This window comes from Campylobacter sp. BCW_6466, from assembly GCF_001762835.1.
GTDB lineage: Bacteria > Campylobacterota > Campylobacteria > Campylobacterales > Campylobacteraceae > Campylobacter_D > Campylobacter_D jejuni.
In genome coordinates this window covers 47,646-60,463 of sequence record NZ_MJXO01000075.1, presented here as the reverse complement: position 1 = coordinate 60,463, position 12,818 = coordinate 47,646, and the positions used below count along the sequence as shown (strand labels likewise).

The following is a 12,818-nucleotide window of genomic DNA, read 5'->3' as shown; positions in this document are numbered from 1 at the left end:
TAAAATTTAAAGGATACTAAAATGATTAATGTGTTGATGATAGAAGATGATCCTGATTTTGCGCAATTATTATCTGAGTATTTAGCGCAGTTTAATATTAAAATCACAAATTTTGAAAATCCTAAAAGCGCCTTAAATGTAGGCGTTCAAGGCTATGATTGTCTAATCTTGGATTTAACTTTACCAGGAATTGATGGTCTTGAAGTTTGTAGAGAAATCAGACAAAAAAGCAATATTCCCATTATCATCTCATCAGCTAGAGGCGACTTAAGCGATAAGGTTGTAGGGCTTCAAATTGGTGCTGATGATTACCTACCAAAGCCTTACGATCCAAAAGAAATGTATGCAAGGATTATGAGTCTTATTCGTCGCACAAAAAGAGTTGAACACGCAAATAATGAAAATATTAATTCTGCTTTCAAAATCGATGAGAGAAGGCATGAGATCACCTATGAAGATAAGGTTTTAACACTTACTCCTGCTGAGTTTGAAATTTTAGAATACCTTATCCAGCAGCACGGATATAGCGTTTCAAGAGAACAGCTTGTAAGTCGCTGTAAAAATCTAAAAGATAAAGATTCTAAAAGTCTTGATGTTATCATTGGTCGATTAAGAGTAAAAATAGGAGATAGTTCAAAATCTCCAAAACATATTTTTTCTGTTAGAGGTATAGGATATAAACTAATAGGATGACAAAAAATTATTCTATTTATACCAAGCTAATTATTTTATTTGTTGTTACTTTTTTCTTAGTTTGTGTGCTTTTTATCGTTCTTTTGAAAATAGAAGGAAGTGCTTACAACGAAGAAGAAAGTTTAAAACAAGAAAATCTTATAAAAAATTTACTCATCTCCTATGAAAACACTTCAGGTGCTAAAATAGGATCCTATCTTGAAAATAGCGGTTTTAATACTATACAAAATCCCTATCTTGTAAAAAGCATAAGAAATAACGGACAATCACTTTTTAAGGCAAATGGAGAATTTTGCACCCTTTCTTCTTTAAAATATCATAGCAATCTTTATTTTGATGTTCAATGTAAAGATTTTGATGGCTTATACGAAGAAAATACTAGCGATAGAGTTTATAATCTTTTATTAATAGGATTTTTTTCTTTTTCTTTGTTGGTTGTTTTTATGTATTTTTCGGTATTAAAATCTTTAGAACCTTTAAAAAAATTAAGAAGGCAAGTTGCTAAAGTTGCAAATGGGGAGCAACCTGATTTTTTAGATTATCAAGAAGATGAAGTAGGCAAAATCGCCTTTGAATTTCAAAAAGCTTTTAAAAAAAATCAAGAATTAATACAATCAAGACAACTTTTCCTAAGAACAATCATGCATGAGTTAAAAACTCCTATAGGAAAAGGGAGAATCATTTCTGAAATGATCAAAGAAGACAGACAAAAAGAAAGACTTATCGCTATATTTTTACGTATGGATTCTTTGATCAATGAATTTGCCAAAATCGAAAATTTATTTTCAAAAAACTACAACTTACACTTTAAACCTAGTCGTTTTAGCACTATACTTGAGGAAGCTAAAGAACACCTTATGAGAGATGATTTTAATAAAGTTGTAAAAGTTGATATTAGATATGATGCTTTAATCAATGTTGATATGGAAATTTTTTCTGTAATTTTAAAAAATCTTATCGATAATGCCTTAAAATACTCAAACAATGGCACTTGTGAGCTTTTTTGTTGTAAAGAATGTTTTACTATTAAAAATCCAGGCAAACCTTTAGCAGAGCCTATAGAACATTATCTTGAAGCTTTCGCAAGAGAAAAACACAATCAGGTTAAAGGTATGGGGCTAGGACTTTATATAGTTTCAGAGGTATGCAAACTGCATAATTTTGATTTGATTTATTTTTATGATGATGGAAAGCATTGCTTTAAAATTTTCTTTGGAGATAAAGAAAAATAATGGCAAAAGGCCTAGAAAAATTCAACGAACTTGTTGAAAGTTTTGCAAATTTACCTACCATAGGAAAAAAAACCGCCATAAGGCTTGCTTATCACCTTTGCATAAATAATCAAATCGATGGTATGAAACTCGCACACAATATAGAAAATGCTATCCGCTTTATAAAACCTTGTGAGCAATGCGGTGCTTTAAGTGAAAATGAGCTTTGCGAAATTTGCAGCGATGAAGAAAGAAATAAAAACATTTTATGTATAGTTGAAAGCCCAAAAGATATACTAACACTCGAAGAGAGTCAAAGCTACAATGGGCTATATTTTGTTTTAGATGAGTTAAATGAAGAAAAACTTGAAAAACTAAAGCAAATCATACTTAAGCTAAATATCTCTGAGCTCATTTTTGCATTGACACATAGCATTAATTCTGATGCAACTATCTTTTTTATAGAAGATAAATTTAAAGATTTAAACCTAACTTTTAGTAAAATCGCTCAAGGAATTCCAAGTGGTGTAAATTTAGAAAATGTGGATTTAATCTCTTTAAATAAAGCTATGAATTTTAGAACAAAAATTTAGAAATTTTTATAAGAAATATCGGCTAATTCTTGCAAAGAAAAATCCGCAATCTTTTCATAAGCAAAACCTTCCTTGCTTAAAAAATCAAGTAAAGTTTTTTCCATGATTTTAGCCCCTTGTATAAGCTCATCTGAGAGCTTAAAACTCATCGCTTCGATACGCTTTGGTACACAAGCTAAGATGTGTGTTTTAGGCAAATCTCCTGCAAGTTCCATGTATTGCAAGGTTTGAAGCATTTCTATTTCATGAGCACTTCCACTCCAGCTAATTTTATTAGGCATAGCATCATAAGGAAAGAAAAATACATCTCCTATACTCGCATCTTGCGCTTCTATGCAGTCTAAAACGATAAGTCTATCGCACCTAGCGATGATATAGCTAAGTTGCAAAGCCAAAGTTCCACCATCAACAAAATCTAAAGTAAATTCAGGATGAGTGAATTTGTAGTTTTTTTCAAGTTGTTTACAAAGATGAACGCCTAAGCCTTCATCTGCAAACATGATATTGCCTATTCCAAGGACTAAGAATTTCAATGCTTTTCTTCTTTTACAAATTTATATCCGCTAATAATAGCATCCATAGCACCATCTTTACCTTTTACTGCGTTAAAAATCGCCATGTAAATATGTACTGGTACAAAAATCATAATCACCCACATCAAAATTCTATGATAAGTTCTTACATCAGCCAAACCGCCCATTGCAGCTTCAAGTGGTCTTAAAATATGATATAAAAGCCCACCTAAGCCCTCATGATAAGTATGAGTATAAAGAATAAGCCCTGTAAGAATGATACCTAACATCACAAGATAAAAGAAAAAATAAGTTACAAATTGCAAAGGATTATAAACCCCTTTTAAATGCGGATGTTTTCCTAAGAAAATGTAAAATTTTACTTGTTCTATCCATAATTTGATATTAAAAATATCCCATACACTTCTGCGTTCTTTTGCACTTACCTTGTCACAAAAAAACAAATATACTTTAAAAATAATACAAGCGATTAAAACAAAACCCACCGCTTGATGTACTAAACGGTATTTTGCTTGCATAAAATTTACAGGTTCGCCGTTACTAATAGGACTTTGAAACACATAAGAAAGATAATACCCTGTGCCAATAAGAATCACTATAGCAATAGCTCTTACCCAGTGCGTTAAACGCAAACCTATGCTAAATTCATATTCAGCTTTTCTTTGCAATTTTTCTTCTTTGTTTTGCATGAAAGCCTCCTTATAAATTGACATTCACTTTATATTCGCTTAGATTATTGCCCTTAGTATCCATTACATGCACTGCACAAGCAATACAAGGATCATAAGAGTGAATTTTTCTAATGATTTCAAGCGGTTGTTTTACATCAGCGATTTTAAGTCCTATCAAACATTGCTCATAACTTCCACCTACGCCATTTGCGTCTTTTGGACTTGCATTCCAAGTAGAAGGCACCACAGCTTGCCAGTTTTCAATGACGCCATTTTTAATTCTACACCAATGGCTTAATGTTCCGCGTGGCACATGCCCCATATAGCGTCCTTTGTATTCTTTAGAATTATCGATCACATAAGGCGCACAAGTACTCTGATCTACTTTTAAATTTTCAACTAAATTATTAAACGCTTTTAAAGCATTATTTGCAACGATTTTTGCTTCAATACAACGCGCAGCTGTTCTTCCAAGTGTACTAAATACAGCATTTAAAGGAAGTCCTGTTTCTTTTAAGAACTCATCTACTACAGGAACAACATTTTGATTACCTTTGGCATAATTTACAACGATATTTGCTAAAGGTCCTACTTGCATAGGGTTTCCTTCATAGCGTGGAGCTTTAATCCAACTATATTTACCCTTAGTATCAAACACTTTAGAATGAACATTATTTCCATGATGATCTACGCTTTCCCCATCTACAAGTCCTGTATAATTTGGATTTGTTTTGCCATCATAAGGATGTAAAGGTTCATTGTCTGCATACCAAGAATGAGTTGCCTCTTCAGTAATCTTATCTTCTTCTACTTCATAAACCTTGCTTAAATCTCCATTTTTGATAATACCACTTTCAAAAAGCCATTCATCTCTTCCGAGTTGGAATTCTTTAAAGGTGTAAAGATTATTTACCCCTATATCATTTAAAACACTTGCTTCATGTGCATAAGCTTTTCCTGCCATCACAAGATCAGGATAATACGCACGATTAACAAAGTCTTGTACTTCTTGGAATTTAACCATATATTCACCCATTCTTGCAGGATCAAGTAAATCCATAACGCAAGTTACACCACCAACAGTTAAGCTTTGTGGATGTGGATTTTTAGCTCCAAAAATCGCCATACATTGAGCAATGATTCTTTGAATTCTTAAACATTCTAAATAGTGAGAAAGAACGATTAAATTTTGCTCAGGACTTAAACGATAAGTTGGGTGACCATAGTACGCATTAGCAAAAGGTCCTAAATTTCCTTTATCTACAAAAGTTTTAAGTCTTTGTTGCACTTCAAGAAGTTTATCCGCACCTGTTGCATAAGGATTTGGAGTGTATTTAAAAGCTTCATCGCTTGCTTTTTTAACATCAGCACTTAAAGCACTTACCACATCAGCCCAATCAAGCCCATGAAGTTGATAAAAATGCACGATATGATCGTGTAAAAATAAAGCTGCATTCATTAAAGTTCTTGTTAAAAGCGCATTTAAAGGTGGAGTAATACCTAAAGCATTTTCAACAGCAACTATACCTGCTTTATAATGTGAAAAAGTACAAACTCCACAAATTCTTTGTGTCATAAAACCCGCATCTCTTGGATCACGCCCTTTTACTATGGTTTCAATACCACGCCACAAAGTAGAGCCCGCATAAGCTTCTTTTACCACATTGTTATCATCAACAACAACTTCAACTCTTAAATGCCCTTCAATTCTTGTAATAGGATCTACGATTATTTTTTGACTCATTTTTATTCCTTATCTTTTTGCATGGAAGATATAACTGCGTGTGCTGCTATAGCAACACCTGTAAGCGTAAGCACGCCTATACCGATTTTATCTGAAACACTATCCGCGCCCAAACCAAAAACAGTATCAAATTTACGACTAGCCATAGGTTCTTCAAAAGGCCCCATAGTATCCCAAAAATCAGGTTCAGAACAACCTATACAACCATGCCCTGCTTGGATAGGCCAAGAAGTATGCTGGTTAAATCTCTCTCTTGAACAGTTATTGAAAGTATAAGGCCCTTTACAACCTACTTTATAAAGACAAAAACCTTGTTTTGCTCCTTCATCTCCAAAAGAATGCACAAATTCACCCGCATCAAAATGTCCGCGTCTTTCACAAAGATCATGAATTCTTAAGCCATAAGCCCATTTTGGCCTATTATATACATCAAGTGCTGGTAACTCGCCAAATAATAAATAATGAAGCACATTACCCACTATATTTTTTTCACTTGGAGGACAGCCTGGAACATTGATCACAGTTTTGCTTGTTACTTTGCTTAAAGGCTGCGCATTACTAGGATTTGGTCTTGCTGCTTGGATTCCTCCAAAGCTAGAACAGGTTCCTATAGCAAAAATAGCCAAAGCATTTTCACTTGCCATTTTTGAAAGCTCATAGCCTGTTTTTCCATGTGCACCTATGGTTAAAAAATGCTCTGTATCACCCATAGGGATGCCACCTTCAACCATTAAAATGTATTTATTTTTATGTTTTTGAATGGCACTTTCTAAATTTTCTTCAGCTTGCCAACCTGCTGCAGCCATCACTGTTTCGTGATATTCTAAAGAAATATAATCAAAAATCAAACTATCAATCGTTGGAGTATCACTTCTTAACAAACTCTCACTACAGCCTGTACACTCAGCCATATGAAGCCACACAACAGGAAGTCTATCAGCAAGCTCAGCAGCTTTTGCTACCATAGGAGTAAAACTCGCTGGTAAAGCCAAAAATGCCGTCATAGCACCTGCCCATTTCATAAAATCCCTTCTAGAAAAACCTGACTTTTCTAATGCTTTTGCAATGCTATCATTGTCTTTTAAAGAAGGAAGCTTTTCAAGAGCCGATAAACGCGACTCTATTTGATGATAATCAATCATTATATTTCCTTTATAACATGAAATTTATTCTCTATAATAATAAAATAAAGGAAGTTAAAATAAAATTAAAAACTTACTCTCATAAGCAAATATTAGTATCAATCTTAATTAAAGTTTAATCATAAGCCTTTTTTGAGTTTGCGAATCAAAAATCTCGCAGGGTGAATAGCGTGGATATATTTTTTTTCTAAACACAAGGGTTCATTATTTATCAATGCACACAAATACCTTGCCGCTAAAACACTTGTGCTAAAACCCCTTGATCCATGAGCAAAATTAAAATACAAATTACAAGACATTTTAGCTGGTTTTTGCTCCTTGTTTTTTGTCCATAATAAAGCTTTATATTCTTCTTTATAAAACACTTCATCATAAGCATTTCCGACTATCATAAAGCGATCACTCGAATAAGATCTAAAACCTACCTTAGAACCTATAATTTCTAATTTTGTATTTTTATCTATAAATTCGGCTATATTTTCTATATTTTGTTTATCATCTTCTTCTTTTGATTCTAAGCTTGTATCAAGTCTATCATAACTTGCTCCAATCACTTGCAAATCACCTTTTATAGGACAAATATAAGCCTTAGAAGATAAAGGAAATGGAGAGTCTAAAAAAGGTTTTAGATGTGTAACTTGACCTCTTACTTTACTTAATTTCATCTCATCATAAAAAACAAAATCTTTTGTATCTGCGCCCATAGCATAAATCAAAACCGCATAATCACTTTTAACAATATTATTTTTAAATTTTAAAGCAAAACACTCATTTTCAAATTTATAAGCTTGAAATTCATGATTAAAATATATACAAGCTTTACTTTTTTCAAAAAGATTTTTAACCAAATTTTTTGGAAAAATCACTCCACCATCTTCTAAAAAAGCTTGATTTTTTGAAATTTTAAGCAAAACATTTTCTCTTTGTGTGTCAAATCTTTCTTGCATCAAATCATTATGTGCAAACTCGACTACACCCTTAAATTCTAAATCTAAAATTTGTCTATAAAAACGACTTGCCTCTATAAAAGAAAGCTCTGAAAACTCCCCTAAATTTACCTTAGGCTTTAAGATTAAAGAGCTTAAAATTCCACTTTCATTTCCGCTTGCACCCTTGCCTAATTCTAAATGTTTTTCAAAAACATCTATTTCAAAACCCCTTAAACTAAGCTCATAAGCTAAAACAGCACTTGATATACCTGCACCAATAATAGCTACTTTTTTATTTTTTAAAGATGAAAATGTTCTTGAAAAATACGCTTCTTTATCTTTAAACTCAAGTTCATTTTCCAAATAAGCTTTAATCATTTCTCTTTTTCTAAAACCTTTGGTTTTTTCTACTCTAAAGCCATATTTTTTTAAATTTTTTTGTAAAAAACTTGCCGAAGAAAAGGTGCAAATTTGTGCATTTTTTTTAGAAAGTCTTGCCACTTCAAAAATTAATTTTTCATCAAACATTTGCGAGTTTTTATTTGGAGAAAATCCATCTAAATACCAAACATCAGCTTTAAAATCTAATTCTTTTAAAATAGCAATATCTTCAAAAACAAGATCTAAAAAACAATCTTCAAAATAAAAACGATAAATTCCTTCTTTAGCTTTAGGATAAAATTTTAAAAATTGCTCTAAAAGCTCTTTAAACTCTTCATAAAATCCTAGTTTTTGATAAATTTCTCTTAATTGTTCTTTTTCGATATAAAAAGCTTCTATACTGATATAAAAAAGTTTTTTGGGACGCTTAGAAGGAGTGGTTTCTAAAAAGCGTTTCAAAGTAAGAAAAAAATTTAAACCTATACCAAAACCACTCTCTGCGATAATGAAATTTTCTTGATTTTTCCATTCAAAAGAATGAGTGTAAACAAATTTGCTTTCATTTAAGCCATCTTTGGAATTAAAATAAAAATCATCAAAATCCAAAGAAAAAGGAGTATTATCCTTAAAAATTAGCTTAGCTTTTTTCATCGGTTGTTATAAAAATAACTCTCAACTCCATCAGCAATACCCTTAACCAATAAATCTTGAAAAGCTTTATTGGCGATTCTTTTACCTTCATTTGGATGTGTGATATAGCCAATTTCAATCAAAATTGCAGGCATTTGCGCACCCACTAAAACCCAAAAAGGTGCTTCTCTTACACCGCCGTCTACAATTTTATACTTTTTGCGTGTTTGAGTGAGTATATTTTTTTGTACATCAATGGCTAGTTTATTTGAAGCAACGATTTTTTCACGATTTAAGAAATTTAAAATACTTTGTTTTGAGAAATAATTAATCTCTTCAAAATCCCCTTGATTTTCTTTTTCTGCTGCTTTTTTACTTCTTTCGCTTCTTGCAGGACTTAAAAAGAAAGTTTCCACGCCTTCGCTACTTTTAGCCTTGGCAGCATTGGGTGCTGCATTAGCATGTATAGAGATAAACAAATCCGCTCTTTTATCATTAGCATATTTAGTTCTATCGCGAAGATTGATAAATTTATCCGAACTTCTAGTGTAAAGCACTTTATAACCGCGTTTTTTAAGTTCATTTCCAAGTTTTAAAGCCGCGCTTAAAACTATATCTTTTTCTTTTAAACTTCCTTTTTTATCACTTAGAGCACCGCTATCTTTTCCACCATGCCCCGCATCGATAACTATAAGTTTTCCTGATTTGTATCTCGTACTTAAGGTTTTATTAAAACTTTGAGTTGCTTTTTTATCTACATTTTGACTTGAAGTTTGCGCATGAAAACCTAAAGTGAGATTTTTATTATCCAATTTTTTTAAAAGTTTAAATTCTTTAGGAGCACTCAAAACCACACGAACAATTTTTGGATTATATTGCGTAACGACAATTGTATTTTGTCCAAAGGTAAAGCTTTTTCTATTACCTTCTAACACACCTTTAAAACTTACAACATACCGGAATTTTTGATCTTTGGTTTCAAATATTGCTATTTCTTTTTCATCCAAATCATCGCTCAAATTTAACACCACAGCGTTAGAAATTTTATCCACATCTAAAACATATAAAGGTCCTTGATCTTCTTTTTCGTTATTGGTTTTTTTATCTTGTTTTTTTATTTCTAAAACTTTGGTTTTAATTTCTGTTTTTTGATCTTGCTTTTTCTCTGAAATTTTACTAACTTGCTCAGTCTTTTTTTGGCTAGTAATTTCTTTTGAAAAAATTATTTTTTCTTCTTTAAAAGATATATCAATAGGAATTTTTTCTTTAGCATAAACCACTATGCGTATGGTTTTGGGATTAAATTGTGAAATCACTAAACGATAGTCATCAAATTTAAACTCTTTTTTACCTCCTTCTAAAACCCCATCAAAATCACTAATAAAACGATAGTTTCCTTTTTCATCTAAAGCAAAACTTTTTAATTGATTCTTATCTAAATTTGCATTTAATTCAAGCTCTACACCTTGGCTTGTTTTACTTGACTTTAAAACGTAAATTTTATCATCACTTTTTGTTTTAGAAACGATACTACTCTTTGGCTCTTGTGAAGTTTTAAAATCTATTTTTTCTATATTTTTTATTTGTTCATTAGGTGATTTTTTTTCACTTTTTTGAACTGTTTTTACAGGTTTAAAAGTTGACTTTTCAGTATCTTGAGAAATATTTTGAACCTTAATATCTTTAATAACAGCCTTTCTTAAAGCATTGATACTTGCTTCGCTTATACCACTTTCTTTTAACTCATTAGCATATGACTTGTCGTCTAAATTTAAAGTATTTGAACTGATGATCAATCTTTTTAAGATTTCAATTTTAGTTTTTTCATCTTCATTGATAACACTTTGTATATAAAGGCTTTTTAGCTGATGATGAAATTTTACTTGCACTTCGCTTTTAGAACCGATAAAATTTTTATCGAAATTTGCAAGTTCATTTTCATAAGCTCCAAAAAGAGTTGTGAAAACAAATACTAAAAATACAAAAATTTTAGCCATTATTCACCATTAACCAATTTTTCCATAAGTTCTTTAACGCTGATAAGTTTATCTAAACGATATCCATTTGCACCTGTAAAGAAAAGTCCTGTTTCTTTTTTACCTGACCATGCATCAAAAAGCCTATCTGCTATACAATACCCTACTTTAGTCGCCTCTTTTCCGCGTCCACAAGGTGCTACACAATTGCTTATACAATTGATCTTTGGACCCATTCTTTTATCTACCAAATTTAAAAGATTGGTTCTAACTCCACGAGCAGGATAGCCCACAGGAGATTTAATAAGCTCTATATCTTCTTCTTTAGAAGCTAGTAAAACGCTTTTAAACTCTTCACTTGCATCACATTCAAAAGTTCCTATGAAACGCGTCCCCATTTGAACACCACTAGCTCCTAAAGAAATAGCGTTTTCTATATCTTTTTTATCCCAAATTCCACCTGCGGCAATCACAGGAAAAGATCCCCAATTTTTAGCCTCTTCTACCACAGGAGCGATTAATTTTTCTAGCTGATAATTTGGATCTAAGCACTGCTCATAAGTAAAACCTTGATGACCTCCACTTTTTGGCCCTTCTAAAACCACTGCATCAGGTAGGCGGTTGTAACGGCTTTGCCATCTTTTGCAAATAATTTTTAAAGCCTTTGCAGATGAAATAATAGGCACTAAAGCCACATCAGGAAAATCTACAGTAAATTCAGGTAAATTTGTAGGAAGTCCAGCGCCTGAAACAATCACATTAAAACCAACCTCACAAGCATCGCGTGCTATTCTTGCATAATCATTACTTGCACATAAGATATTACACCCCAAAGGCGCATCGCCACAAACTTTTCTTGCATTATTAATTAAAGCTTGCAAACCCTTGCGTGAGTAAAAATTTTCACTTCCATAAGGCTTAGCGTTTAATTCTTTACTCGCATACTTTCTTTCTTCATAATATCCTGTTCCCACAGAAGAAATGATCCCAAGTCCACCATTTAAAGAAACTGCAGAAGCTAATCTATCCCAGCTTATGCCTAGTCCCATTCCCCCTTGAAAAATGGGATATTTTATAGTATGTTTTCCTATTTGTAAGGGTCGTAAATTCATTCTTTTACCTTTAATTTTGCAAATTTTCTTTTACCTATTTGTAAGATGTATTCTCCTTGTTCTAAATGCATTTGCTCGTCGCTAACTTTTTGAGAATTTACACTTACTGCATTAGCGATAATGCTTCTTCTTGCCGCAGAAGTAGAACTTTCCAAACCACATTCAACCAAAGCCTTAGCAAGCCAAATTTTTCCTTGTATTTCAAACTCAGCCATATCACTTGGTAAAGCATTTTGAGAATGAATTCTATCAAATTCAGACTTAGCATTATTAGCCTCTTCTTTGGAGTGAAAACGCTCCGTAATCTCTAAAGCTAAATTTTCTTTAGCTTTTTTAGGATGTAAATTACCTTGTTCTATATCTTTTTTTATTTGCGCGATTTCTTCTAGGCTTTTTTGACTTAAAAGTTCATAATATCTAAACATCAATTCATCGCTAATACTTAAAATTTTAGCATACATATCATTAGCTTTTTCTGTAACACCAATGTAATTATTTAAACTCTTACTCATTTTGTTTACACCATCTAAACCTTCGAGTAAAGGCATCATAATCACAGCTTGTTCTTTTCCTATATTATAAACTCTTTGAAGCTGTCTTCCCATTAAAAGATTAAATTTTTGATCCGTTCCGCCCATTTCAATATCACTTTTTAAAGCCACGCTATCATATCCTTGAAGTAAAGGATATAAAAACTCGCAAATCGAAATAGGACTTTGCTCTTTAAATCTCTTGGTAAAATCGTCACGCTCAAGCATTCTAGCTACACTAAAAGTTGAAGTAAGCTCTACTATACCCGCGGCTCCAAGTTCATTAAGCCAAGTAGAATTAAACTTAATCTGTGTTTTTTCTTTATCCAAAACCTTAAAAACCTGTGTTTCATACGTTTTAGCGTTGATTAAAACTTGCTCTTTATCCAGCTTTTTACGCGTTGCACTTTTTCCACTTGGATCACCAATTTGTCCCGTAAAATCTCCAATCAAAAACTGCACAATAGCCCCATGTTTTTGCAAAAAAGCCATTTTTGTTAAAACCACGCTATGACCTAAATGTAAATCAGGTGCTGTAGGATCAAATCCTGCCTTTATAAAGAAATTTTCACCCTTTTCATAATAATTTTTAATTAATTTTTCTATTCTTTCTTCATCAATAAGCTCTGCACAGCCACGCTTAACTTCTGCTAATATTTTTTTTATATCCATA

11 protein-coding genes are annotated in these 12,818 nt (G+C 32.2%); 3 read left to right on the top strand and 8 right to left on the bottom strand.

From position 1 onward, the window contains the following. The first annotated feature begins 21 nt into the window (after positions 1–21). Genes AJ887_RS09415 through recR form a run of 3 tightly spaced genes read left to right on the top strand, consistent with a single transcriptional unit; the run spans position 22 to position 2,497 of the window. Positions 22–693: a response regulator transcription factor gene (locus AJ887_RS09415; RefSeq protein ID WP_002861955.1), complete on the top strand. Its 672-nt coding sequence runs from the start codon at positions 22–24 to the stop codon at positions 691–693. Beyond that, positions 690–1,925 carry an ArsS family sensor histidine kinase gene (locus AJ887_RS09410; protein ID WP_044780121.1) on the top strand — a complete coding sequence of 412 codons (1,236 nt, stop codon included), beginning with the start codon at positions 690–692 and terminating at the stop codon, positions 1,923–1,925. Before AJ887_RS09415 ends, AJ887_RS09410 begins: the two co-directional genes overlap by 4 nt. Continuing rightward, positions 1,925–2,497, top strand: a complete 573-nt coding sequence (gene recR, locus AJ887_RS09405; RefSeq protein WP_002861957.1) for a recombination mediator RecR — start codon at positions 1,925–1,927, stop codon at positions 2,495–2,497. Before AJ887_RS09410 ends, recR begins: the two co-directional genes overlap by 1 nt. Here the strand turns inward: recR and AJ887_RS09400 are convergent. The 8 genes from AJ887_RS09400 to tyrS all read right to left on the bottom strand — a co-directional run bounded on the left by AJ887_RS09400 (position 2,494) and on the right by tyrS (position 12,817). Then, positions 2,494–3,030 (bottom strand): HyaD/HybD family hydrogenase maturation endopeptidase, encoded by a 537-nt coding sequence (locus tag AJ887_RS09400; protein WP_070285138.1) that lies wholly within the window; start codon positions 3,028–3,030, stop codon positions 2,494–2,496. The two genes, recR and AJ887_RS09400, sit on opposite strands and share 4 nt — an antisense overlap. After that, positions 3,027–3,719, bottom strand: coding sequence for a Ni/Fe-hydrogenase, b-type cytochrome subunit (gene cybH, locus AJ887_RS09395; RefSeq protein WP_002855770.1), 693 nt, complete (start codon positions 3,717–3,719; stop codon positions 3,027–3,029). The genes AJ887_RS09400 and cybH overlap by 4 nt, the downstream gene beginning before the upstream one ends. Positions 3,720–3,729: 10 nt before the next feature. Next, positions 3,730–5,445 carry a nickel-dependent hydrogenase large subunit gene (locus tag AJ887_RS09390; RefSeq protein WP_002861960.1) on the bottom strand — a complete coding sequence of 572 codons (1,716 nt, stop codon included), beginning with the start codon at positions 5,443–5,445 and terminating at the stop codon, positions 3,730–3,732. Between the two features lie 2 nt (positions 5,446–5,447). Then, on the bottom strand, positions 5,448–6,587 hold the full coding sequence (locus AJ887_RS09385; protein ID WP_070240369.1) for a hydrogenase small subunit: 1,140 nt from the start codon (positions 6,585–6,587) through the stop codon (positions 5,448–5,450). Between the two features lie 119 nt (positions 6,588–6,706). Continuing rightward, the gene (gene mnmC / locus AJ887_RS09380) at positions 6,707–8,548 is read right to left on the bottom strand and encodes a bifunctional tRNA (5-methylaminomethyl-2-thiouridine)(34)-methyltransferase MnmD/FAD-dependent 5-carboxymethylaminomethyl-2-thiouridine(34) oxidoreductase MnmC (protein WP_070240367.1); all 1,842 of its coding nucleotides are present in this window, start codon (positions 8,546–8,548) and stop codon (positions 6,707–6,709) included. Next, positions 8,545–10,524, bottom strand: a complete 1,980-nt coding sequence (locus AJ887_RS09375) for an N-acetylmuramoyl-L-alanine amidase (RefSeq protein WP_070240365.1) — start codon at positions 10,522–10,524, stop codon at positions 8,545–8,547. Before AJ887_RS09375 ends, mnmC begins: the two co-directional genes overlap by 4 nt. Beyond that, a complete protein-coding gene (locus tag AJ887_RS09370; RefSeq protein ID WP_070240362.1) occupies positions 10,524–11,615 on the bottom strand; it encodes a nitronate monooxygenase in 1,092 nt (363 codons plus the stop codon). Before AJ887_RS09370 ends, AJ887_RS09375 begins: the two co-directional genes overlap by 1 nt. Then, positions 11,612–12,817, bottom strand: a complete 1,206-nt coding sequence (gene tyrS, locus AJ887_RS09365) for a tyrosine--tRNA ligase (RefSeq protein WP_070240361.1) — start codon at positions 12,815–12,817, stop codon at positions 11,612–11,614. The genes AJ887_RS09370 and tyrS overlap by 4 nt, the downstream gene beginning before the upstream one ends. Between the last annotated feature and the right edge of the window lies 1 nt (position 12,818).